This is a genomic window from Hyphomicrobium sp. (genome assembly GCF_019753045.1).
Taxonomy (GTDB): Bacteria; Pseudomonadota; Alphaproteobacteria; order Rhizobiales; family Hyphomicrobiaceae; genus Hyphomicrobium_B.
Genome location: NZ_JAIELN010000004.1, coordinates 1 through 23,462 on the forward strand (window position 1 = coordinate 1; position 23,462 = coordinate 23,462).

Annotated in this window: 25 protein-coding genes and 1 tRNA gene; 16 read left to right on the forward strand and 10 right to left on the reverse strand. The window is 59.9% G+C overall.

The features are described from left to right. Position 1 precedes the first annotated feature (1 nt). From K2Q04_RS04370 to K2Q04_RS04410, 9 genes are all read left to right on the forward strand, one after another. Positions 2-502 (forward strand): DUF2062 domain-containing protein, encoded by a 501-nt coding sequence (locus tag K2Q04_RS04370; RefSeq protein ID WP_291159781.1) that lies wholly within the window; start codon positions 2-4, stop codon positions 500-502. A 45-nt stretch (positions 503-547) separates the two neighbouring features. After that, complete coding sequence (locus K2Q04_RS04375) at positions 548-1,363, forward strand: pyridoxine 5'-phosphate synthase (protein WP_291159783.1); 816 nt, start codon at positions 548-550, stop codon at positions 1,361-1,363. Then, on the forward strand, positions 1,360-1,776 hold the full coding sequence (acpS, locus tag K2Q04_RS04380) for a holo-ACP synthase (RefSeq protein WP_291159785.1): 417 nt from the start codon (positions 1,360-1,362) through the stop codon (positions 1,774-1,776). The genes K2Q04_RS04375 and acpS overlap by 4 nt, the downstream gene beginning before the upstream one ends. Positions 1,777-1,975: 199 nt before the next feature. Beyond that, on the forward strand, positions 1,976-2,734 hold the full coding sequence (lepB, locus tag K2Q04_RS04385; RefSeq protein ID WP_092865086.1) for a signal peptidase I: 759 nt from the start codon (positions 1,976-1,978) through the stop codon (positions 2,732-2,734). Positions 2,735-2,755: 21 nt separating this feature from the next. Then, positions 2,756-3,463 (forward strand): ribonuclease III, encoded by a 708-nt coding sequence (gene rnc, locus K2Q04_RS04390; RefSeq protein ID WP_291159792.1) that lies wholly within the window; start codon positions 2,756-2,758, stop codon positions 3,461-3,463. Then, positions 3,456-4,403: a GTPase Era gene (gene era, locus K2Q04_RS04395; protein WP_291159794.1), complete on the forward strand. Its 948-nt coding sequence runs from the start codon at positions 3,456-3,458 to the stop codon at positions 4,401-4,403. Before rnc ends, era begins: the two co-directional genes overlap by 8 nt. 21 nt (positions 4,404-4,424) lie before the next feature. Continuing rightward, positions 4,425-5,144, forward strand: coding sequence for a DNA repair protein RecO (gene recO, locus K2Q04_RS04400; RefSeq protein WP_291159799.1), 720 nt, complete (start codon positions 4,425-4,427; stop codon positions 5,142-5,144). Between the two features lie 637 nt (positions 5,145-5,781). Beyond that, a complete protein-coding gene (locus K2Q04_RS04405) occupies positions 5,782-6,759 on the forward strand; it encodes a hypothetical protein (RefSeq protein ID WP_291159806.1) in 978 nt (325 codons plus the stop codon). A 215-nt stretch (positions 6,760-6,974) separates the two neighbouring features. Further along, positions 6,975-8,993 carry an acetyl/propionyl/methylcrotonyl-CoA carboxylase subunit alpha gene (locus K2Q04_RS04410; protein WP_291159810.1) on the forward strand — a complete coding sequence of 673 codons (2,019 nt, stop codon included), beginning with the start codon at positions 6,975-6,977 and terminating at the stop codon, positions 8,991-8,993. A gap of 172 nt (positions 8,994-9,165) precedes the next feature. Here the strand turns inward: K2Q04_RS04410 and K2Q04_RS04415 are convergent, their stop codons facing one another. Then, entirely contained in the window at positions 9,166-10,014 is an 849-nt protein-coding gene (locus K2Q04_RS04415) for a LysR family transcriptional regulator (RefSeq protein ID WP_291159812.1), read from the reverse strand. Positions 10,015-10,257: 243 nt separating this feature from the next. On the opposite strand from K2Q04_RS04415, the gene K2Q04_RS04420 reads away from it, so the two are divergent. Then, a complete protein-coding gene (locus K2Q04_RS04420) occupies positions 10,258-10,635 on the forward strand; it encodes a hypothetical protein (RefSeq protein WP_291159814.1) in 378 nt (125 codons plus the stop codon). A gap of 105 nt (positions 10,636-10,740) precedes the next feature. On the opposite strand, the gene lipB is transcribed toward K2Q04_RS04420, so the two are convergent. Further along, entirely contained in the window at positions 10,741-11,451 is a 711-nt protein-coding gene (gene lipB, locus K2Q04_RS04425; protein ID WP_291159817.1) for a lipoyl(octanoyl) transferase LipB, read from the reverse strand. Positions 11,452-11,703: 252 nt separating this feature from the next. Between lipB and K2Q04_RS04430 the strand changes: the two genes are divergently transcribed. Next, positions 11,704-11,790: transfer RNA gene (locus tag K2Q04_RS04430), tRNA-Leu, on the forward strand. Positions 11,791-11,940: 150 nt separating this feature from the next. Here K2Q04_RS04430 and K2Q04_RS04435 read toward each other — a convergent pair. After that, a complete protein-coding gene (locus K2Q04_RS04435; RefSeq protein WP_291159818.1) occupies positions 11,941-13,461 on the reverse strand; it encodes a Do family serine endopeptidase in 1,521 nt (506 codons plus the stop codon). A 326-nt stretch (positions 13,462-13,787) separates the two neighbouring features. On the opposite strand from K2Q04_RS04435, the gene K2Q04_RS04440 reads away from it, so the two are divergent. Further along, positions 13,788-14,339, forward strand: a complete 552-nt coding sequence (locus tag K2Q04_RS04440) for a DUF1269 domain-containing protein (protein ID WP_291159821.1) — start codon at positions 13,788-13,790, stop codon at positions 14,337-14,339. Between the two features lie 118 nt (positions 14,340-14,457). Here the strand turns inward: K2Q04_RS04440 and K2Q04_RS04445 are convergent, their stop codons facing one another. Continuing rightward, positions 14,458-15,567 carry a polysaccharide deacetylase family protein gene (locus tag K2Q04_RS04445; protein ID WP_291159824.1) on the reverse strand — a complete coding sequence of 370 codons (1,110 nt, stop codon included), beginning with the start codon at positions 15,565-15,567 and terminating at the stop codon, positions 14,458-14,460. A gap of 239 nt (positions 15,568-15,806) precedes the next feature. Between K2Q04_RS04445 and K2Q04_RS04450 the strand changes: the two genes are divergently transcribed. Continuing rightward, entirely contained in the window at positions 15,807-16,247 is a 441-nt protein-coding gene (locus K2Q04_RS04450; RefSeq protein WP_291159827.1) for a GNAT family N-acetyltransferase, read from the forward strand. A gap of 8 nt (positions 16,248-16,255) precedes the next feature. On the opposite strand, the gene K2Q04_RS04455 is transcribed toward K2Q04_RS04450, so the two are convergent. The 5 genes from K2Q04_RS04455 to K2Q04_RS04475 all read right to left on the reverse strand — a co-directional run bounded on the left by K2Q04_RS04455 (position 16,256) and on the right by K2Q04_RS04475 (position 20,506). Beyond that, positions 16,256-17,269, reverse strand: coding sequence for a DUF6232 family protein (locus K2Q04_RS04455; protein ID WP_291159830.1), 1,014 nt, complete (start codon positions 17,267-17,269; stop codon positions 16,256-16,258). 81 nt (positions 17,270-17,350) lie between these two features. After that, positions 17,351-18,691 (reverse strand): hypothetical protein, encoded by a 1,341-nt coding sequence (locus K2Q04_RS04460; RefSeq protein ID WP_291159833.1) that lies wholly within the window; start codon positions 18,689-18,691, stop codon positions 17,351-17,353. Positions 18,692-18,786: 95 nt separating this feature from the next. After that, a complete protein-coding gene (locus K2Q04_RS04465; RefSeq protein ID WP_291159836.1) occupies positions 18,787-19,497 on the reverse strand; it encodes a hypothetical protein in 711 nt (236 codons plus the stop codon). A 13-nt stretch (positions 19,498-19,510) separates the two neighbouring features. Then, positions 19,511-19,996, reverse strand: coding sequence for an isoprenylcysteine carboxylmethyltransferase family protein (locus K2Q04_RS04470; protein ID WP_291159839.1), 486 nt, complete (start codon positions 19,994-19,996; stop codon positions 19,511-19,513). A gap of 51 nt (positions 19,997-20,047) precedes the next feature. Then, entirely contained in the window at positions 20,048-20,506 is a 459-nt protein-coding gene (locus K2Q04_RS04475) for a hypothetical protein (RefSeq protein ID WP_291159841.1), read from the reverse strand. Between the two features lie 180 nt (positions 20,507-20,686). Here K2Q04_RS04475 and K2Q04_RS04480 point away from each other — a divergent pair, with 180 nt between their 5' ends. From K2Q04_RS04480 to K2Q04_RS04490, 3 genes are all read left to right on the forward strand, one after another. Further along, positions 20,687-21,118, forward strand: a complete 432-nt coding sequence (locus tag K2Q04_RS04480; protein WP_291159843.1) for a hypothetical protein — start codon at positions 20,687-20,689, stop codon at positions 21,116-21,118. 69 nt (positions 21,119-21,187) lie between these two features. Next, positions 21,188-21,625, forward strand: a complete 438-nt coding sequence (locus K2Q04_RS04485; protein WP_291159846.1) for a DUF1489 domain-containing protein — start codon at positions 21,188-21,190, stop codon at positions 21,623-21,625. A gap of 26 nt (positions 21,626-21,651) precedes the next feature. Further along, positions 21,652-22,758 carry a pyridoxal phosphate-dependent aminotransferase gene (locus K2Q04_RS04490; RefSeq protein WP_291159848.1) on the forward strand — a complete coding sequence of 369 codons (1,107 nt, stop codon included), beginning with the start codon at positions 21,652-21,654 and terminating at the stop codon, positions 22,756-22,758. Positions 22,759-22,763: 5 nt separating this feature from the next. Here K2Q04_RS04490 and K2Q04_RS04495 read toward each other — a convergent pair whose 3' ends face one another. Continuing rightward, on the reverse strand, positions 22,764-23,450 hold the full coding sequence (locus tag K2Q04_RS04495) for a TetR/AcrR family transcriptional regulator (protein WP_291159851.1): 687 nt from the start codon (positions 23,448-23,450) through the stop codon (positions 22,764-22,766). Positions 23,451-23,462 lie beyond the last annotated feature (12 nt).

Consider the following 23,462-nt stretch of genomic DNA (forward strand, 5'->3'; position numbering starts at 1 on the left):
CATGGCCGCCGCGCGCGCGAAAGTCCGGTTCTTCTGGCGGCGAGTACTTCTTCTTCGCGCGACGCCGCATCAGGTGGCGCTCGGCTTCGCAATCGGCGTTTTCAGCGCCTTTACCCCGTTTCTCGGCGTTCAGACCATTCTCGCTTTTGCGCTAGCCTTCATCCTACGTGTCAGCATGCCCGCGGCGCTGCTCGGGACCTTCGTCGGCAATCCGTTGAGCTGGCCGGCTATCTGGAGCGGGTCTTACTTCGCCGGGGCGCTTCTTCTCGGGCAAGATCCCGCCTATGCGGCCGACCATTTTACCGATACGGCCAACGCGCTCGGCGCGACGTTGAGTGCTCCCTCGCCGGAGACGCTTAATACGGCCGTCGATTATCTATCTCCGATCGTCGAGCCGATGATCGTCGGGGGTCTTCTCGTCGGCTTGATAGCGGCGGTGTTTAGCTACTATCCTACCCGGCGAGCGGTGCGCGTTTTCCAACGGCACCGCAGCCTCCGCTGAACTGGCGGCAGGGCGGTCTTTCCTCATCATTGGTGGCAAAAGCACGTGGCGGCTAACCGTAAGCTTCCGGAAACCGGTCAATCGAGGGCGACGCCAGTTCGCGCGTTGCGGCTCGGCGTAAACATCGATCATGTTGCGACGCTCAGAAATGCGCGCGGCGGCCTCCATCCTGATCCGTTGCGTGCGGCGCATCTTGCGATCGAAGGCGGCGCCGACGGGATCACGGCACATTTGCGCGAAGATCGCAGGCACATTTCCGATAGCGATATTACGCGGCTCAAGAACGAGCTGACGCGGCCGCTCAATCTGGAAATGGCCGCAACGGATGAGATGCTGGAAATCGCGTTGCGCCATGTGCCGAACGCGTGTTGCCTCGTACCGGAGAGGCGCGAGGAGCGAACGACCGAGGGCGGACTCGACGTCAAAGGATCGGCGAAATCTCTCGCGCCCTTGATTGCAAAGCTCAAGGATGCCGGCATTCGGGTATCGCTGTTCGTCGAGCCCGATATCAAGACGATCGAGGCGGCGTCGGCAGTCGGCGCCGACATTGTCGAGCTTCATACCGGCAAGTACTGCCATCTGGCGCTCGAACACGACGCGGCAGGCGTCGCTCGCGAACTCGAGCGGCATAAGAAAGCTGCGAATGCCGCAGCGTCGGCCGGGCTCGAGGTTCACGCCGGGCACGGCCTTACCTACAACACGGTGCAGCCGATTGCCCGCATCCCGGAAATCGTCGAGCTGAATATTGGGCACTTCCTGATCGGGGAGGCGATCTTCGGCGGCCTCTCCATGGCCGTCCGGCGCATGCGCGTCCTGATGGATGAGGCGCGAGAAGCGCTCTCCATGCGGGGAGCGGGATGATCATCGGGATCGGTAACGATCTTTGTGATATCCGGAGGATCGAGCGAACGATCGCGCGCTTCGGCGATCGTTTCCTCAACCGCGTATTCACGGCGGAAGAGCGCCGGAAGGCATTCTCACGGGCGCATTCGGCTCGAACCTTCGCAAAGCGATTTGCGGCGAAGGAAGCTGGTTCGAAGGCTCTCGGGACCGGGTTTCGCTACGGTGTGCATCTCAAGGACATCGGCGTCGTGAATGCGGTGTCCGGGCGTCCGACTTTGGCGCTCACAGGGGGCGCGGCCGATCAGCTCGCGCGATTGGTACCTAAGGGCTTCAAGGCCCGTATTGACGTTACCTTGACGGACGAATACCCGCTGGCCCAAGCCATCGTGATTATTTCCGCGGTCAGGGACGAGGAAATTCAACGCGGCTGACCATTTCGCCGCGGCTATAAAAGTCTTGGACGCGCTAAGTTACGTGGCTGGTTTGGCTGCGTTGAGTTGCTGTTATTCCTTACGTTTTTGTCAGGTTTGTAGCCGTCGTTGCGGCTCAGAGGCAAACTCGCTATAGCGGACCCCCTAACATTAAGCGAGCCCCGGCCAATGCCGCCTGGCGGCCCAGAGGAGCCTGCGGATGAGCGTTGGTATCAAGACGTCGAGATCGAGTTGGTTTGAAACGCTCGTCATCGTCGTCGAAGCACTCGCCATTGCGATGTTCGTCCGCATCTTCTTTTATCAGCCGTTCAATATCCCTTCGGGCTCGATGAAAGAAACGCTGCTGATCGGCGATTATCTTTTCGTTTCGAAGCTATCCTACGGGTACAGCAAGTTTTCGTTCCCGTTCAGTCCCAACATCTTCGAAGGGCGCATTTTCGGCGCCGAACCGAAGCGGGGCGATGTTGCCGTCTTCAAGCTGCCGCGGGATAACTCGACCGACTACATCAAGCGGGTCATTGGCCTGCCGGGTGACGAAATCCAGATGAAGAACGGCCAGCTCTTCATTAACGGTGCTGCTATTCCGAAGGAGCCGGCGGGCGAATTCACGACCTTCGAGGAGGGCCGGGAGCGGACCATTCCGGTGTTCGAGGAAACGCTTCCGAATGGCGTGAAGTACAAAGTCCTCGATAGCGACCCCAATGGACCCTACGACAATACCGGGGTCTACAAGGTTCCTGAGGGTCACTACTTCATGATGGGTGACAATCGCGACAATTCCACCGACAGTCGTGTTCGAAGCGCTGTCGGGTTCGTTCCTTATGAGAATTTTATCGGTCGTGCCGAGATCATCTTCTTCTCCGCTAAAGTCGATGAGCCCGATGCCTTCCGGTGGTACGCGCCCTGGACCTGGCCGTTTGACATCCGTTGGAACAGGTTCTTCAATCTCGTGCGGTGACCGCCACGCGGCATTTGCGCCATGCTGAGACCTCGGAAGTTTAAAGAACTCGAGACTAAACTGGGATACAGGTTCAAGGATCCTGCGCTCTTGGAGCGTGCGCTGACGCACGCGAGCGTTCGGGGCGGAAAAGTTGCCCGGTTCGACAACGAACGCTTGGAATTCATTGGGGATCGCGTTCTGGGCCTCGCGATCGCGGAGGCGCTCAACGGGCAGTATCCAGACGCGAGCGAGGGCGAACTTGCCCGCCGTTACAATCGCCTCGTCCGCGGGGAAGCCTGTGCCAAGGTCGCCCGCACCATCGGGCTCGGCGACCATCTCATTCTTTCGGAAAGCGAAGCCGACAGCGGCGGCCGAAACAAGACGACAATCCTTGCCGACGCTGCGGAAGCCCTGCTCGGCGCGGTGTTCATCGATGGCGGGTTCGAGAAGGCGCGCGGCGTTGTCCACAGGCTGTGGCGGGAACAATCCGAACTCGTTCCGGAAGTGTCGGTCGATGCGAAATCGGCCTTGCAGGAATGGGCCCAAGGCCAGGGGCTGGCACTGCCTCGATATACGGTCGTCGCGCGCAACGGGCCGGATCACGCGCCGCGATTTACGGCCGAAGTCTTGATCGCCGGGAAGGCGCCCGCACAGGGCGAGGGGGCATCGAAGCGCATTGCCGAGCAGGCCGCGGCAAGTGCTCTTCTAACCCGGGAAGGCGTAGGAGCGCGCATAGGCGATGTCTAATAACACTACTAACACTACAGGTTCAGCGCCGCTCGACGCCGGTGACCGGCGATGCGGTTTCGTTGCCGTCATCGGGCCGACGAACGCCGGGAAGTCGACGCTCGTCAACGCGCTCGTCGGCGCGAAGGTCGCGATCGTCTCGCATAAAGTTCAAACGACCCGGGCTCCCATTCGCGGCATCGCGATGGAAGGAAACAGCCAGATCATCTTCATCGATACGGCCGGCATCTTCAATCCGAAGCGCCGATTGGATCGTGCGATGGTGGATGCGGCCTGGGGCGGGCTCGAAGACGCGGATGCGGTGCTACTTGTCATCGACGCGGCAGCCGGCATGGATGACGACGTGAAAGGCATCATCGAGCGGCTCAAATCTGCCCGGATGCCGAAGATCGTCATCTTGAATAAGATTGACCGAGTGGACGACAAACCGAGGCTCTTGTCGCTGGCGAAAATGGTCGATGAGCAGCTTGTTCCCGATCGCATTTTCATGATCTCGGCGACCGAAGGTCAGGGCATCAAGGATCTCAGATCGTTCCTCGCGAACCTCGTACCTCCGGGTCCGTGGCACTATTCGGAAGATGACGTCACCGACGTGCCGATGCGGACGCAAGCGGCTGAGATGACCCGTGAAAGCGTCTATCGCTTTCTGCATCAAGAGCTGCCTTATACGACAACCGTCGAGACGACGGACTGGAAGAGCCTGAAAGACGGCTCGGCGCGCGTCGAACAGACGATCTACGTCGAACGCGACAGCCAGAAGAAGATCGTGCTCGGCAAGGGCGGCGAAACGATCAAGAAAATATCGAGCACGGCCCGGCATGCGATCGAGGAAATGGCCGGCCACCGGGTGCATCTGTTCCTATTTGTCAAAGTGCGTGAGAACTGGGAAAGCGACCCTGAGCGTTATCGGGAAATGGGTCTGCCCTTCCCCAAATCGTAAGGCGCCGGTACCTGAGCCCACATGCAATGGTCCGATGAAGGCATTGTTCTTTCGGTAAAGCCCCACGGCGAGACTGCCGCGATCGTCGATCTGTGGACGAGAGCACACGGCCGGCATATGGGGCTCGTGCACGGCGGGCGCTCGCGGCGGCTACGTCCCGTTCTTCAGCCGGGCAACCACATCGATGCGGAGTGGAAGGCGCGTCTCGCCGACCAGCTCGGCACCATGAGTGTCGAGATGCGCCGCGCTTTCGCTGCCGAGGCGATGGACGATGCGCAGGCGTTGATGGCGCTTTCGTCCATCACGTCCCTCACGCGGCTTCTGCCCGAGCGCGATCCGCATCCCAATCTTTACGAGATCACGCTGTTCGTTCTCGGCTTTTTCAATGATGCCACCGTGTGGCCGGCGCTGCTCGTCAGATGGGAGATGGCGCTCCTCGATGAGCTGGGCTTCGGCCTCGATCTCAGCCAGTGCGCGGCAACGGGGAGCAACGATCAGCTTATCTATGTTTCGCCGAAGTCCGGTCGCGCCGTCTCGGCATCGGCTGGTGAACCGTATCGCGATAAGCTTCTGGCGCTTCCTCAGTTTCTGACGAAACAGCGATCCGGCGCTGTGACGATGCAGGACGTCAGTATCGGGTTTGCGCTCACCGGGCACTTCATAGAAAAGCATCTTTTACTCCCGCGGGGAGAAACGCTCCCTCAATCGCGGGCGCGGCTCGTGGCGCTGCTTGCGGCCTGACGTTCAGTCGCGCGATCTTTTTCGATCATCGACGTGTATCGAACCGCGGCGGCGACGGATGTCCGGCAGGCGTTCGTTCTTCTAACAACTGCGAAGCGAAGTGATTGCGGGATCACGTGGCTTTGCGGCAAGCGTCCGCGCCACGGAGGTTTTTGCCTCATGCCGGCAGGAGCAATTCCACTGGCCACGTGCGTCCAGAACCGCACTCAGCCGGTCAGCCCGTTCGGAAATCCCCCCTTCCGGACGGGCTTTATTTATTTGCGATGATTTTCGGTGGCCTCCCGCGACTCCCCTGTTGGGGGCCGGACGCCGGACGCGCTCACACGATGGGGCGATGAGAGCCTTCAGCAACCATTCATTCTGAGGTGTAGATAACTCTCCCTGAAACTTACCCGTCGCGCACGCGGGAGCACGACGGGAGGTTACGGGGGTCGCAGCGGGGAGCTGCGGCTCCCGAACGTCTTCGGCAGTCTGTGATGGCCGCGCCACAGTGCTGTCGACCGCCCTTTCGAGTGTCCAATTTCGTGCGGCTCTTAAGTCGCAATTAAGTATCACGACCTACCCTTCAGGCCATGTAGTTGGCCTGGGTGTGTGGGGACATTCGATGAGTGGGCTGCGGTCGTTGCCGATAAACGAGATGTTAAAGCGTCAAACGATCGGTTTGTCCGATATTTTGCTTCTGCGGCGCGTCTTTTATGATGATGGCATCATCTCGGTGGATGAAGCGGAAATTCTCTTCGCGCTGAACGAAGCTTGCCACGCGTATCACCCCGAGTGGCCCGAATTCTTCATCGAGGCCATCACCGATTATATCGTCTATCAGGAAGCGCCGCGCGGCTACATCACCGCCGACAACGGTCATTGGTTGATCGATCGCGTTTCCACAGACGGGAAGATCGATACGAAGACCGAGCTGGAGCTCATCGTCAATGTTCTCGACAAGGCGCGCTGGGCGCCTGTCAGCCTCGTCAAGTTCGCGCTGGAGCAGGTGAAGCACGCCGTAATCGATGGAGCGGGTCCGCTGCGCGACGGCAAAGCTTTGCGGGCCGGCACCATCAGCGAAGGTGAGGTCGATCTTCTCCGCCGTATGCTTTACGCGTTCGCGGGCGATGGGAACGTCGCGGTGACGCGCGCCGAGGCCGACGTCCTTTTTGATATCGACGAAGCGATTTCGGCGTCCGCGCCCAATCCCGCGTGGACCGATCTCTTCGTGAAGGCGATCGCGAACGTCATGATGGCTGCATCGGGCTACGCAGTTCCCTCGCGCGAGGAGGCGCTTCGGCAAGAAGCGACTCTCGAGGAGCCGGACGAACAGACGTCCGTCCTCGCCGCACTCCTGTCGATGGTGCAGTCGAACCTGGCTTCGGTGCAGGACGCCTATCACGATCAGACGGCAGAGGAGCGGGCGCTGGCCCGGCTCGAGCATCAGCGCATTGAGATCATCACGCATGAAGAAATCACCGAAGCGGAGGCGACGTGGCTCGTCAGCCGCCTCGGTCGCGACGGCCGCTTGAGCCCGAGCGAGAAGGCGCTGGTCTCCTATTTGAATCAGGAAAGCCCGCGGATTCACCCTGTTCTCACCGAGGCCGTCTGCCGGCTCGGCGCCGCAGCCTGAGCCGTTAACCCGCCTCTCTTCAGCAACCGCCTCGCCGGCCGGGTGAACTGCGGCCGCCAACGACCGTTAGGTGTGCGGCAGCGGATCGCACAGCTAGCGACATCGGCTTACTCGAGGCGTGTTTACGCCGCCTTCCACACCCTCTAGAAGGGCGTGTTGCCTTGCGACAAGCTGAGGCACTTGAAAGTGCTTACGGGAAGGACCGGGACCCGCCGATGTTCAAAAAAATTCTGATTGCCAATCGCGGTGAAATCGCCTGCCGCGTTATCAAGTCGGCGCGCAAAATGGGCATCAAAACAGTCGCTGTCTATTCGGATGCCGATCGGGACGCCCTTCACGTCGAAATGGCGGACGAGGCCGTCCATATCGGCCCGGCGCCCGCCAATCAGTCCTACCTGCTGATGGATAAGATCATCGCGGCCTGCAAGGCGACGGGCGCCGAGGCGGTTCATCCGGGCTACGGATTTCTCTCGGAGCGCGAGGCGTTTCCGGTCGAGCTTCAGAAAAACGGCATCGTCTTCATCGGGCCCAATCCCGGAGCCATCGCGGCGATGGGCGACAAGATCGAGAGCAAGAAGGCGGCCGCCGCCGCCAAGGTCTCGACCGTCCCCGGCTACATGGGTGAAATCAGGGACGCCAAGCACGCGGTCGAGATCGCGAACCAGATTGGCTATCCCGTCATGATCAAGGCCTCCGCGGGTGGCGGTGGCAAGGGTATGCGCATCGCCTACGACGCAAAAGAAGCGGCGGAAGGTTTCGAGCTTGCCCGTTCCGAGGCCAAGTCGTCGTTCGGAGACGACCGTTGCTTCGTCGAGAAGTTCATCGAGAATCCTCGCCACATCGAAATTCAGGTGCTGGGCGATAAGCACGGCAACGTCGTTTATCTCGGCGAGCGCGAATGCTCCATTCAGCGCCGTAACCAGAAGGTCCTCGAGGAAGCTCCGTCGCCGTTGCTTGACGAGAAGACCCGGAAGGCGATGGGCGAGCAGGCTGTCGCCCTCTCGAAAGCCGTCGGTTACGACAGCGCCGGCACCGTCGAATTCGTCGCCGGCCAGGACCGCTCGTTCTATTTTCTCGAAATGAACACGCGTCTCCAGGTCGAACATCCGGTGACGGAACTCGTGACGGGCGTCGACCTCGTCGAGCAGATGATCCGGGTTGCGGCAGGCGAGAAGCTTCCGTTCAAGCAGTCGGACATCAAGCTCAAGGGCTGGGCGGTCGAAAGCCGGGTCTACGCTGAGGATCCATTCCGGAACTTCCTGCCTTCGATCGGCCGTTTGGTTAAGTACCGGCCTCCGGCTGAAGGCAGCAAGGACGGCGTCACGGTTCGGAACGACACCGGTGTCTTCGAGGGCGGCGAGATCTCGATGTATTATGATCCGATGATCGCCAAGCTCGTCACGCATGCGCCGACCCGTGAAGAGGCGATCGATGCGCAAGCGGCGGCTCTGGACGCGTTCTATATTGACGGTATCCAGCATAACGTCCCGTTCGTCTCAGCGATGATGCAGCATCCGCGCTGGCGTTCGGGCAAGATTTCGACGGGTTTCATCAAGGAAGAGTACCCGGAAGGATTTACCCCCCGCGCGCCCGAGGGCAAGGATTTGATCACGCTCGCCGCAGTGGCTGGGACGATCGATCATCTGAGCAATACGCGCCGGCGCGACATCACGGATCAGATGTCGGGGCACTCGGTCAACTTTGCCAAGCGCCGTATCGTCAGGATCGGATCGGCCGAGGTCGAGCTCGAAGTTCTGGGCGTAATTCCTGGGCCTTACTACGTGTCGGTTCTCGGTAACGACGGCCAGCCGACGAAGACGATGGAGGTCACGTCGGAGTGGTGGCCGGGCGAACCCGTCTGGTTCGGCACGGTCGACGGGGCAGATGTCGCCGTTCAGGTGCGTCCGATTTCCAACGGCATGACGCTTTCGTATCGTGGCATTCTGGCGCCGACGTACGTTTATACGCAGCGCGAGGCCGAGCTTGCCGCGCTGATGCCGGTCAAGCTTGCAGCCGACATGTCGAAATTCCTGCTGTGCCCGATGCCGGGACTGGTCAAGGCCGTGAACGTTTCCGAGGGTCAAGAGGTCAAGGCAGGAGACAATCTGGCGATCGTAGAGGCCATGAAGATGGAGAACATCTTGAAGGCCGAGCGCGACGGCAAGGTGAAAAAGGTTGCGGCGAAACCTGGCGACAGCCTGGCCGTCGACGCGGTCATCCTCGAGTTCGCCTGAGTTTTCCGGTATGTGGCTGGCGGCCCCGTGTCTGCGGGCCGCCGCCCGAGAAGAGATCAAATTGCGCCTGGCGGCATCACATTGGCAATGCCTGCCGCTAGGGAAGAGATTACTTTTGTGCCTGGCGACTCCCCTGTGGGGAGCCGGCCGCCAGGCAATAGACAGATAACGATTAGCCGAGCTTCGCGGCCGCTCGCCTCAATCCCCGCAGAATAGGCTCATAAGCCTCTTCGTTCCGCGTTTCCGGATAGACCATATAGACCGGGTATACGAATTTTCTTGCGCGTTTGGGCTCTCTCACCCGGCCGCGTGCGATCAGTTTGCGCACCATGCGCGCCGGAAAATACCCCGAGCACTCGTTCGCCAGAAGATAATCGAGGCCCATCGGTCCGAGATCGAGACTGATCGCGGGGTTGGCGTGTTCTGGAAATGCGGCCGCGTGATCCTGCAAGAAATCCGCGCCCCAATCGACGAGCAGATAGTCGTTAACTCCGCGCCGTGCTGACGGTTTCGCCGACGAAACCAAAACAAACTCTTCGTCGAAAAGGTGTTCAATGGTCAGGCCCGGGGGAGGCGATGGCCGATACATGATCGCGAGATCGAGCGTTCCTTCTATCAACCGCTGGCTCAGCATCGGTGACGAGCCGGCGGTGGCGGAAACGGCGATTCCTGGGATCTGAACCCTCAGTCCCGTGACCCATTTCAATAGGAATCCACCCCAAAGGCTCATCGGTGCTCCAACCGAGACATGCTCGGGATGCTGATCGGCGAGCGAGACCTGCAGCTGAGCCTGTTGCCAAACTCGGACCATCGCGAGCGCATGCTTTTGGAAGAGTTCGCCGGCGCCTGTTAGTTCCGCGCCGGACTTGGAACGCGTGAAAAGTGGCCGTCCCAGCAGGTCTTCGAGGCCTTTGATGCGTGCGGAGACGGTCGATTGCGTAATGTTCAGTTTGCGTGCGGTGTCGACGAAGCTTCCAGTCTCAGCGACGACGAGAAAAGTGCGAGCGAGATTGACGTCCATCGCGTGTGATCCTCATCGAGGCGTGGAAAACTCATCTATCGAAATTTCCGATATCACCAAACGTCAAATTTCGTTTGTGCATTGTCTTGAATCTTATCAATGTCAAGTCGACCTGACTCGAGTCGGGTCGACAGACGTGCGTCTGTCAACGATCCAAACGGAAGGACGATTCAAAATGGCTAAAGCTGCAAAGAAAGCCGCCAAGAAGGCCCCTGCCAAGAAGGCAGCTAAGAAGAAGAAGTAATGAATTTCTGCCGCGATCGCAGGAGCGGCCGTTTTGACCTTCTGGCTCTTACGGCTAGCGCGATCGCAGTTCTTCTTATGACCTCGGCTGCTTCCGCAGCCACGATTACCAACCGAGGTGATAAAGAGGTCAAGCTCACCATCACCCAGGGCTCATCTCACCAAGATGAGATTCTGCCAATAGGTAAGGTGATCGACGGGGTCTGTCAGAAGAGCTGCATCATCCGCCTTAACGATAGTGTGAATGCCGAGTACGAACTCGAAGGTTCGGAAAGCGTCTCGGTCGAAGAGGGATTTCTCTACTACGATTCTCCCGAAAAGGGGCTCGCGCCGCCCGCTGGCAGCGCCTCGAAAGCGGGAGAGAGGAAGATAAGGTAGAGAAAAGGTTGCGGCATCGCCTGTTTGGCGCTTGTGTCCCCCTCGGATGCAGGCGCCTTTTTCTTTTATGAAGCTGCGATCGGGGGCCGATCGTCCGCTTTCGGACTAGATTTCCAGCGCTTTGCCAGGCTCAACGAGCCTCGTCGGTCCGAAAATCTGTTGAAAACTTCCGCGTAGAGCGACGTCGACATCATAAAACGTCACGGGCAAACCGAGGTCGGCCAAGCTCGTCACGCCATGATCGCGGATCCCGCATGGGACGATCCCGCTAAACTGGGAAAGATCGGGGTCGACGTTGAGGGCGATGCCATGGCTCGATACCCAGCGGCTGACGCGCAGCCCGATCGCGGCGATCTTATCCTCGATCATTTCGCCCTTTGACGGCCGTCTCACCCAGATGCCGACGCGATCACGCCGGGTCTCGCCCTTCACGTTGAACTCGGCGAGGGCGTTGATCAGCCATGTTTCCAGATGAGTGATAAATTCACGGATGTCGCGGCCGCGCGTTTCGAGATCAAGCATGACATAGGCCACGCGCTGACCCGGGCCGTGATATGTGAACTGACCGCCGCGGTTCGTTTGATAAACGGGGAGCGAGCCGGAATTCAGAAGGTCCTTTTCCTTCGCACCCGTGCCGGCCGTGTAGAGCGGCGGATGCTCCAAGAGCCAGACTAGTTCCTTCGCCCGTCCCTCCCGGATCGCCGCCGTCCGTCGCGCCATGATCTCGAGGGCGCGATCGTATTCGACGTAGCCATTGCTAACGGTCCAATCGACGGTGGCAGGCGAGGGGTTTGCAATCGATATTTTGGATGGCATCGGCGTTAATCTGGACGGCTCATTGAGGACGGCGAACCTCGAAAATGGACGAAAATACTGCTGTTTCGATGGCTCGGCGCGGAGCCTATCGTGACCTATCCATTATATAGAGTGAGTCCGAGCCGATGGGTTCGACACGATCCTGTCAAACTGCCGCTTGCGTTTGTGTAAGGGCTCTGTTACGTCGGCGTCTTCGCGGATATGGGCGGCGCCAAAGCCCTTCGCGAATTCCAGATCTTACGGGTCTGAACTGCGGTTGTGGCGGAATTGGTAGACGCACTACCTTGAGGTGGTAGCGCTGGAAACGGCGTGAAGGTTCGAGTCCTTTCAACCGCACCATTAATTTTCAAGTGCTTATGTACTTGAGCAAGGTTTCCATCCGGAGCCGTCCGTCAACTATTGGCGGACGGGCTCCGGTTTTTTTTGTGCCGATGCTTGGCCGGCGGAGAGGTAAGGCCGCTCTCCGCCTCGAGTGTTAACGCGTCCGCCCTAAGCGGTCGGCATGGCGACGTAGCGATTGCCCTGGGCCGTCTTCAACTGCATCAGAACGGCGCGCTTGCTCTGCTTCTTGGCGTCCTGGAGAGCCTGCGTCACATCGTGCGGACCCGTTACGGATTTGCCTCCGACCGAGAGGATGATGTCGCCCTTCTGAATGCCCTTCTCGGCGGCTTTGCCGTCAGGGTCGATGGTCACGACGACAGCCCCGTCTGTGCCTGCGCCTTCCACCTGATTGGCTGGAGCGAGCGTCATGCCGAGCTTCGTCGCGCTGCCGGTCGGCGGGGCAAGCTGAGCCGTCTTGCCGCTCGGATAGGCGCCGACAGTCAGGTCGACTGTTTTATCATGCCCATCGCGAATGAGGGCTATGCTGATCGTTTTTCCGGGCGAGATGGCGGCGATCGTGCGGGCAAGATCGCGTCCGTCCTTGATCGGCTTTCCATCTACGGAAACGATCACGTCCTTAGACTTAAGGCCGGCCGCGAGCGCCGGGCCACCGTCTTGCGGCTCGTCAACCAAGGCGCCTCTAGCCTCCTTCAGACCGAGGCTGTCGGCAATATCCGCCGTCACTGGCTGGATCGATACGCCAATCCAACCGCGTATGACCTGACCCGACGATTTGAGCTGGTCGGAAACGCGCTTTGCGGTTTCGGCGGGAATGTCGAACGCGATGCCGACCGAGCCTCCGGAAGGTGAAAATATGGCGGTGTTCACGCCAACGACTTCGCCCTTCTGGTTGAAGGTCGGGCCGCCCGAGTTGCCGTTATTGATGGGGGCGTCGATCTGAATGAAATCATCGTAAGGGCCAGCGCCGATGTCGCGTCCGTTAGCGGACACGATGCCGGCGGTGACGGTGCCGCCGAGGCCAAACGGATTGCCCATCGCCACAACCCAGTCACCGATGCGCGGCGCCTGCGAGGCAAAGCGCACGTAGGGGAAGTCGGATGATCCTTCCACTTTCAGAAGGGCGATATCCGTTTTCGGGTCGGTGCCGGCGACCTTCGCCGGGTAGCGCTTTCCGTCCTCCATCGCGATCTCAACGGTCTTGGCGTGATCCACGACGTGATTGTTGGTAATCATGTAGCCGTCAGCGGAAATGAAGAAGCCGGAACCCTGCGCTTGCATCACATGCTTGCGAGGCTCGGCATTGCCCTGTTCCGACTGCGGATCGGATTGACGGAAGTCGAAAGGCAGACCTTGAAGCGGGTTGTCTCCGTCGTCCTGTCCGGCCGAGTCCGCGACGTCATCGATCCGTTCCGATTTGACGAACACGGAAACGACGGCGGGCTTCACTCGTTCGACGAGGTTGGCGAAGCCAGGCTCGCCCTGGCCGCTCGAAGCGGAGTCGCTAAGGTTCGCGACCGGCGTCAGCATTGAAGAGCTTGGCAGGCTGCTATTGTTGGCAAAGACTGCGGTCGTGCCGAGGGCCGCGATAATCGCGGCGCAGGCCGCCAGCGTTCGTTTGTGCGAAGCGATAATGCCCTTCATTTTGGGGGTGCTTGCCGTGTCATTCATCTTGGTCGTTCCTAAATAAATGGGGCCTGATGCAATGAGGGACGTGCGCGTTCAGGCGCAGCGGGGGGAATTCCAATTTGCCTGCGCCAATCTTTCCGGAAGCCGTCCAACGCCTTAAAATTCAGAAAGCAATGGTGATGCGTCGGCGCGCTTCGCGAACACCCTGCCGGCCGGAACGTTCGTGCTGATGCGATGGTTACCGCTCAGCGATGGTTGCCGCGTGAGCCGGGCAAGCCGACATCTTCCAATTTGATCTATTTCTTTGGCAATGAAGTTGGATCGTTCGGCGCAAGATCAGCGGGCCCATCAACGCTGGAGAGAACGCCATGTCCGATCTGATCGTCATCGTTTATCCGACCGAGGCGAAAGCCGAGGAAATGCGCGCGAAGCTTCTCGATCTTCAAAATCAGTATCTGCTGTCGATCGGCGATGCCGTCATCGCGGTGAGGCGTGAAGACGGTAAGGTAAAGCTCAATCAGCTCTTGAATACGACGGCGGCAGGCGCCGTAACCGGCGGCTTTTGGGGCACCTTGGTCGGCTTGATCTTTCTGATGCCATTGCTCGGCGCGGCTGTCGGCGTTGCCTCCGGCGCGCTAGGCGGGGCACTGGCCGACTATGGCATCAATGATGACTTCATGAAGCAGCTCGCGTCCAAGCTGAAGCCCGGAAGCGCGGCGCTCTTCGTCGAAATCAGAAAGATGACGGAAGACAAGGTATTGGAGGCGATCAAGGGCACGGGCGGCGAGCTGCTGCAGACTTCGCTCGATCACACGAAGGAGCAAGCATTGCGAGAGGCGATCTCGGCTCACATTCCGCCGCCTTCGGAAGCATCGCCAGCGACACCGCCGCCGAATCCAAATCCCAATCCGATGTCCTGAATTCCCTGGCAGCCGTTTGTGGGGTTGCGCTTGGAGTGCGTCACGACCATGGGGGGCGTGACGCGCGTGCGCATAGGCGCGGCATACGAGTGATAGATCGAGCGCGGCTAGCGTAAGGTCAATTGAAGAATGACCAGGGCAAATCCGGTTCCTTCGGCTTGCCGCCCTTTTTGGGTTTGGCGGTAGATGCCGGACCTGCAGAAATTTCGCCCGATTGATCTTCCGAAATCGAGGGCTTGGTCGAGATCTTCTTGTAGCGGGACGCTTTGTGCTTCGATCCAGCAGGCGCCATCGCGGCGACGTCCGTTTCCTCCGTCGGCGTAGGCGCCGGGGACATGGGCCAAACGATCGAGCGCGCCGCGATCGGATTTGCCGCCTTTTTTGCAGACTTGGCAGCAATTGCCTTAAGGGCCGCGTCGTCGTACGACGCGATCGTCTCGATCTGTCCCTTCGGCACGAAGTGAACGACCTTGAAGCCCTGTTGCTGAAGTTCCTTCAGTAGATCGGGGAGCATGGCGGCAGTCCACGCGTGAATATCGTGCATCAAAATGATGCCCTTCTTGGTCTTCGCAAGCTGGGCAAGGATGCGTTGCTCGACGACTTTCGGGCTACGCGTCAGGTAATCCTTGGAATCGACGTCGACCCAAATCGCTCCGACATTCCGGCCCGTGAGATAACTCGAAGTCTGCTTGGTTCCGTTCAGATAGGGAAAGCGGAAAAGCGGCGCGACGGGGGCTCCCTTGGCGAGCGATACCGTCGAAATCGAAGCTTCGATTTCCTGCTGGGCTTTGGCCAGCGAGACGGCGCGGAGATTCTTATGCGACCATGTGTGCGTGCCGACGGTGTGGCCTGCCGTCGCTACCTCCCGCACCATCGCGGGGTCGGAGAGCGCCATCTGGCCGACCATGAAGAAGGTCGCTTTGGTGCATTGATCGGCGAGGGCCTTCAGGATCGGCTTGGTGACCGAACGAAGCGGACCGTCATCGAAGGTCAGAACGACTTCGCCATCGTTAAGCAACTGCTGAGCGCCGCGGATGTCGCCGCCGATATCGCCGCCTGCTGCCGGGTCGATTTCGACCACGCGCGAGACACCCAAGCGAGTCGTGTCGCCGGCGCAGGTGTCCAACTTAACGGACCCTCCAGCTTCGAACTCGGCCGAAAGCGGATTGTACGCTGCAAACGCCAAAAGCGACGCCAAGGCCGCCATGTAAATCGAAGGTTGCCGCATCTTTCTCGCTTCGTGCCCCAAATCGAATTGCTCTTGTACGGGCGAGTACCCCAATGTTCAAGGAATGGGCATTACGGGCCATCGATCGCTTTTCTGCTGTTACTGAATAGCCGCGATAACGGGCGGGCCGGTCAAAGGCCAGGCAGGACCGCGGTTGTGCAGGCCTGCTGACATCGCGTGCCGCGTGCTGCATAGAGGCAACCCGCGTCACGGAAACGTTAAATTGGAAGGTCCAGCAGATGGCGGTAAGCGTCAGGCCGGTAGTGGCAAGCGACGAGCAAGAGTGGCTAAAGCTCTTTCAGGACTATATCGTTTTCTACAAGACGAGCGTCCCCAAGGATGTCATCGCGCTGACGTGGCGCCGTCTTCTCTCCCGAGAGGATAACATGATGGCCCTGATTGCTCGCGACGCCGAGGGACGTGCGGTCGGCATTGCGGCACTCGTCTTCCATCGGTCGACGTGGTCATCTTCCTGGTATTGCTATCTCGAAGATCTTTTCGTCGCTTCCGACTTGCGCGGGCAGGGTGTCGGCCGGGCGCTGATCGAGGCGACATATGCGGAAGCGGATCGCCGGGGCGCGGATCGCACGTATTGGGCGACCCAAGACGACAACGCGACGGCTCGCAAGCTTTACGACCGGGTCGGTCAGCTGACGGAGTTCGTCCAGTATCGGCGATAGGGCGTTCGTCAGACGAGGCTGTCGATGTGGTCGAAGAGTTCGACCGCCTGCGGATAGGCTCCGAGAATTTGGGACATCTCGCCGGAAAGCTCGCGCAGCCTGGTTTTCTGTGCCGAGGTCGGCGTTCCGGCGCGCATGAGCAACTCGAGTTCGGACAGGCGTTGTTCGAGATGCTGGGTGCCTGCCTGGCGCGCGTAGAAGCGGTGCATTTCGACGATTGCCGGAAGGACGCCGGTGTAATCGACAAACGCCTCGGCCGGTTGGCTGGGCGCGGCCGCTCCGTTCAACGCCGATGATAGTGACGGTTGGCCGCGCTGCGGTTGTGGCTGACGAGGCGCAGGGCCGGAGATTTCCGCCGGACCCTGTCCCGGACCTGGACCTGGACGCGGTCTCTGCGCGGCGGGCTGCGGGGTCCGGTCCTGAGTGCCGCTGCTCTGGCCGGGTTGGGCGGGATGGCCGCCGGTCGTGACGTGTTGTTGGCCCGCTGAGTTGCCGCCGCCGTGCGGGGCCTGGGGGCCGCCGAGATTATCGATCTGGCCTCGCTCGAAGTTGACGCTGAACGTCATCGATTCGTCGTTGCGGTTGATCTTCTCGGTGAGAATGCTGCGGACCTCTTCGAGAATGGAGCGGTCCGGCGCGGAAAATCGCGAGATTATCCCATCGTTCGAAGAGATCAGCAGATAGTGCGTTTTATCTTCGGGACGAACCGCGAGGCCCGCGAATGCGAGTGCGATGAAGCCGAGTACCACCGTTGCGCCGGTCGGCGCCAGCGGACCCCATGAGAAGTCCGGCCGCATCGAGCCCAAGGCCATCATGAAGAACAATGCCGCGAGCAGCCAGAAGAGCGCCGTCGGCCGCGGCGTGACGTGCGTTCCGACACTGACAGTTGAAATGTTGGAGATCACAATGGTGCGGTTTGGCGTCGATAGTACGCGCCTATCAACGCGCAGCGACGCGAACGTCTTGGTTGCTGCCGCGCTCTCTCTAATCCGTCCCGAAAACACCATCGCATGCCTGATCATGGGACAACGTAATAGTCCGAGCGGGAACATAGTCGATGCGGCACGGAAACAGAAGCCTCGGCACTCGGTTACACAGGCTTTTCAGCTTGCGGGGACGTCGAGTTTACGCGTCAAATCTTCGAATTCCTTACGCAACTCATCGCTTTTGAAGATTTGCTCGAAGCTCGGGGCTTCGAGTTTCTGAATTGCTTCGAACGATGTCGAGCTTTCGCGAATCAAATTTCGAAGCTGCACGCTCGCTTCGACCGTCTCGTAGGTGTTGTCCGCGATCTTCAGGTCGTGCGTCGCCTTGAGGCGAGCTCCGGCAATCTGTTCGCGCTGCTGCTGCAGATAGCGCTTGTATGCTTTTGCCGCTTCGTCGGCGACTTGCTGGCTCGCACGATTGGACTCGAGCGCGCGCTGCTGATCGGGCCGGTTTTCGGCTTTCATCAATTCGCCCGTCCGGGTACGTGCGGCGGCGATATCGGCAATGATGGCGTCGAGTTTCGGCAGGTACTGGGTGTCGATCTTCGTGATCGTGGCGTCTTGCGCCTGGACCAGCATCGCAAACAGGGCGGCATGCATGGCGAAATAGCGCCGGGCCGCCTCCATGTTATCGCCGGTCGTTCCGATCAGCTTTGCCAGTTGCCCGTCGATCATTTTCGCCGCGTTGAATACGGCGACGAGGCGAACGAGATCGCCCGAGAGCACGCTGTCGAGCAACAGATCGACCTGGTCCTGAGCGAGATCGATGCCGGAGTTTTTCAAAGCCGTAGCAATCTCGGCTTTCTGGCTTTTGATCTCGGCGCGGTTTGCTTCGATCCTTTTTTTGTTCTCTGTAATCTGGTCCTCGATCGAGGCGACCGTGTCGTTCAGAATGCCGGGCAACGTCGCGTCTTTCGGCGCAACGAGCTGCTTCTCCTTCAGCTTGACGTTCGCGTCCTCGAGTTCGCGGATGTTGTGACGTAGGACCTCCACCCGCTTTTGCACTTCGACGACTGGCGCATTGGTGACGATCGCAAGTGCGGCGTCGAGGAGGTCGCGAACCTTGGCGTTGCGATCTTCGCGCGTTTCCTTCCAGAAGGGAGGGATGATGAATTCGTCGCGGCTCGGTAGTTTACCCGCGCCCACACGCGTCGTCGCCGCATCCCTCAGGATCGCGTCGATCGCAGTCATGAGCGCCTTGGCCTGTTCGTATTGGGGATCGCCATCGCGCGGATCGGCGATCGCTGCCGGCGGCGCGGGCATTTCGGGCTTCGTTGATTTTTTGGTGGGATCGAGTGCGTTGCTCGGCGTTTCCGCTGCTGTCTTGCCTTCGACTGTCTTCAGCCAATCGGCAATGGCATCGCGCTTCGCGGTCTGGGCGTTAACGCCGCCCGACAGCCCAAGCATCAAAATAATTGCGAGATATCGAGCCCTCGCGGGTCCCTGCTTTGCCGACATCGACGCCTCCACAGCCGCAATGGCGCGAAAATTCCGGCAAATCAATGGTGCCTGCCGTACACGGTAGATGCAATCGAACGGGGGGCTCGCCAATCTTATCGAGCCGCCGCCGCGCGGATCAGGCGCTGGAAGTCCTCGTCGACGTTGCGGACATCGTCCAGCACCAGCATCTCCCGGAACGGCGGGGCGCTTTTGTTCGCCGGTTCCGCGGGTATGGTGCGATTGACGCCTGCAGGTCCAAAATTTGCGTAAAGACGCAGCTTTTTCGGCCCGGCATGCAACGCGGCGAAGGGGGTAGGGGCGGACATCATTACAAATGTGGCCGTCGCTGCAAATTCGGTCGCGGGGACAGCACGGCCGACTTCGCGGAGCACATGTTCGGCAAGCGGCCGCAAGCCTTTGGCGTCGCTCAGGAGATGCTGGATCGGGTCGCCGATCACTGGCGGCGGCGTTGGCGCTGTAGCAGGAGGCGGTTGGGGTTTCCAGTCACGGAATGGCCGTGCGCGGGCAGGAGGTTCATCGCCTGCATCCCGCCCTGCATCCCTCGAAGAGGGTTGGCGGCTCGCGGTTCGCACCTGGTTGATAGTGTCGGCATAAATGAGCCGGCCATCGTTGTGATGAATGCGCTCGAGCCACGAGGCCCACTGGAACTGAAAGCCCTGGTGACGAAGCCAATCGATGATGTCGTTGCGTTGGGTCAGGCCGGTTTCGCCGATCGCCGCCATCCAGCCCGCGAGGTCGCGGCCCGTGTCTTCGGCGAGCGCGGCTATGAACTCACGTTCCTTTTCGGCAAGATCGGTGCTCATGGCGGGTCAGATATCAAATCCAGCGCCGTGTGCGGGATTTATAGTCGGTATACGCGTCGCCAAAGATCGTTTCCAGGTGGCGCTCCTCCGGAATGATTTGGAGCGCCGTCACCAGAACGGCGAATAGCGCCGCGGCCACGACGAACCAGATCGATTTGGTGATCTCGGCTCCATAAAGGAGGAGCAACACTTCGCCAAGGTAGATCGGATTGCGGAACCTGACGTAGGGGCCTGTCGTCACGAGCACCGTCGGGGATTTGTGCGGCAAGATCGTCGTTCGATTTGCCGAGAGTGCCCTCAATGCAAAGACGATCAACAAAATTCCGAGAATTCCGAAGGTGAGGCCCAGCCAGTGCGCGGGCGCGTCATCGATTCCCGGCCACGGCAACGGTGCCGCAATCGTCAGTGCCCAGCCGAGCGCGATTGCGCCAACCAGCAGCAGCGGAGGCCAAGGGATGACGGTCCCCACAGGGGAGGAAGGAGTGTCGCGGTCGGTCATGCAGTTAGCTTATCGCCAAATGCCGCCGTGGTCAGCCGGACGTAATGGACCTCAGTTGGCGGCCGCGGGTGCCGGGGCGGGCGCGGGCCCTGCGGCAGCCGGGGCCTTCTTCTTTTTCGGCGCGGGAACGGTCGGCGACGGTGTTTCGAGCGGGTCTGTCTTTTTGAGTTCCGACTCGAGGTCGTAGCTCTTGCAACCCAACTCGACGAGGCGCTGATTGTATGCGTGGAGGGACTTGATATCTTCGGCATAGGCGCCTTGCGGGTCGGTGCCGTGCGAAAGATTACCGAACGTCGCCGCCATGCCGGCCTGTATGCCGCGTGCCAAACCCGAGGCCTGCTTCCTATCCTCGAAACCGCGGAGTTGCAGAATGCGCACTTGCATCCGGCCCGAAATCTGTTTGCAATTGAGCTTGTCGTCCGGCGTATCCGGTTTCTGCTTCTTGGCGTGGGCCACAGAGGGCAACGCCATCGCCAATGAGAGCAGGATAAATAAAGCTGTTGGTCGCATGGCCTCTCGCCATAAAAGTTAGGGTGCCAGCCCATACCATATCCGCGGCGGTCTGAAGGCAAACCGCGAGTGCAGACGACACCGGACTGCGGCATCGACGACGGCGCGTTCAGGTTGCTACGATATCCGGCGTTTTCCGAATGCCGGTTGGGGGACTTCTTTGCGAAACGGAATATTGAAATGCTGAATTGCCGGATTGGAGCTTTGATCGTGACGTTTTTGGCGAGCCCGGCGGCGGCCTTCGCTCAAGAGAGCATACCAGGGCACGTCACGTGCGATTTCGACCAGGGTTACGCCTGGACCTACGATGCCGGTAAGTATCAAGCTGCTCCGCCAAAAGATTTGACGTTCGAGATCGGAAGCATCGATCTGGAGCATCAGTCGGCGTCGCTTATTCTCGACGGGCGCACAGCCGCCAATCTCAAAATTGTACGCGCGATTAACGCCAATCATTTCCTCGAGGTCGTGAACGAGGGCTTTCTCAATCTTACAACCATTTATGACCGCGACCCTGCCACGGGGAAATTTCCGGCCGTGCATTCGCGGCACTTTGGCCTGTTCGGCCAGCCGGTTTTCGCCCAGTACGCCGGAAGCTGCGTTGCCAAACCCTGAGCGGATCGGGATCGTCCCGTTGCCGTTTACCCTTTCCTGGCACCCTGTCCTGGTGCAAAAACGGTTCCCATGACATTGCACCTCGTCAAGCTTTGCGTCGGCGCCAGCACGATCGAGGATCTCGCCGCCTGGCAGACCGAACATCGCCCGTATAAGACCCACGACGGCAAACGCTGCGTTTATCATCGTACGTTCCAATCGCCGAAGCGAACGAGCGAATTGCTCGATGGCGGTTCGATCTACTGGGTCATGAAGGGCGTCATTCTCGTGCGGCAGAAGCTCGTCGGTTTTGAAGACGGCACCAAGGACGACGGCACGCCGTGTTGTCTTCTGCTCTTCGCACCACCGCTCATTCCCGTCCGCCCGACGCCTCGGCGCGCCTTTCAAGGCTGGCGGTATCTCGACGCAAGCGATGCTCCTCCCGATCTCACACGGGGCAAAAGCGATCAGATTGCATCGATGCCGGCAGACTTGCGTAAGAAGCTCGCCGACCTGTGTCTGATCTGAACATCGAACCGAAATTCGAGCCCTCCATGTCCCGCCCACCTTTCACGCCGACAGTTGCAGCACTGCCAAAGCTCGTACCGTTTGTCGGTCCGGAGGCGATGGAGCGCGCACGAGGCCGTCCCTTTCGTGCCAGGCTTGGCGCCAACGAAAGCGTTTTCGGGCCGTCGCCGCTTGCCGTCGCGGCCATGCGCGACGCGGCGGGCGAAAATTGGAAGTACTCCGATCCTGAAAGCTATGAATTGCGCTCGGCGATTGCGGCTTATCACGGAGTCCCGGTCGAGTGCGTCGTGGTCGGCGAAGGAATCGACGGGCTTCTCGGTCTCACATGCTCGTTGTTTCTGACGCCCGGAAGTCCTGTCGTCACGACGGACGGCGCCTATCCGACTTTCAATTTTCACGTTCTGGCGCATGGGGGAAAGGTGCATGCCGTGCCCATGCGCGCGTTTCGCGAGGACGTTCCCCGGCTCATCGAAACGGCCAAGACCGTTTGCGCGCCGCTGATTTACGTTTCCAATCCGAATAGTCCGATGGGGACATGGTGGACGGCTGGCGATATTGCGGCGTTTATTGCAGGGCTCCCTCCCGAAACGCTGCTCGTTCTCGACGAAGCCTATTGCGATACGGCACCCGAACCGACGTCTCCGGCGATCGATGTTTCAAATCCTCAGGTCATCCGGTATCGGACCTTTTCGAAGGCTTATGGGCTTGCGGGTGCTCGCATCGGCTATGCGGTTGGGGAGCGGAGCACCATCGAAGCATTCGATAAGGTTCGCAATCACTACGGGATCAATCGCGTGGGGCAGCTCGGCGCTTATGCCGCCCTTCGCGATCAGAATTATCTGAAAGGTGCCGTGGCGCAGATTGCAGCATCGCGAAACCGGATCAGGGCAATCGCGGAGGCGAACGGACTTTCCTCGCTTCCTTCTGCCGCGAGCTTTGTCGCCATCGACTGCGGAGCGGACGGCGCGTTCGCATTGCGTGTGCTTACCGGCCTTTTGGACAGGGATATCTTCGTCAGAAAGCCGGTCGCGAAGGGATTGGAACACTTCATCCGTATTTCGTGCGGGCAGGATGAAGATCTCGAACTTTTCGCCGGTGCCTTGTCGGATGTGCTTGCTTCAGTACACGCCTGACATCGTCAGGAACCCTTGGATTTCCGAGTTCGCGGCTTCTGCTTCCGCGAGACCTGCTTCGCCGCGCGAGTTTCGATGCCCGATATGAGGATACCGATCATGGTATCGAAAACCTCGTCGTCGCTGAGGTCGGCAAAAATCGGCAGCAGCTTCTTTGTGAGCGGCAGATCGCTCTGACCTTCAATTTCTCTCAGAGTTTCGACGCTGGGTTTGTCGAGCAATCCGCCGATTTCTCCTGAGCAGACGCCGAGTACGGCTGCGTACGTCGCGCATGCGACCGGCGGAATATCGGCCTCGCGCAGGCCTGCGTCATAAAGGGCCTGATGCCATTCTTCGCTTATTTGCATGTCGCGCGGTCCGGTCGTCCAGAAGCGGAGCAACAACGGGAAGGCGTTGGGATAACGCTTGGCGACCTGCCGATATGCATTCGCCAACCCGGTGAGGCGGGCCTGCCATCTCAATTGCGACTTCGGGGCGGCGACCTCTTCGTGCAACCGATGAGCAATCGCGCGTTCGAGGCCCTCCTTGGAGCCGAAGCGGTAACTCAATGTCGCAACGTCGCAGCCAATTGCCCTCGCGGCACATCGCAGGCCGAACCCGTCCAGGCCATTGCGCTCAACTTCCATGAGCGAGGCGTGAACGAGATCGGCTTCGAGGAGCCCTCTTTTGCCACGAGTGTGCTTTGTTTTCATCACTGTTGAAAT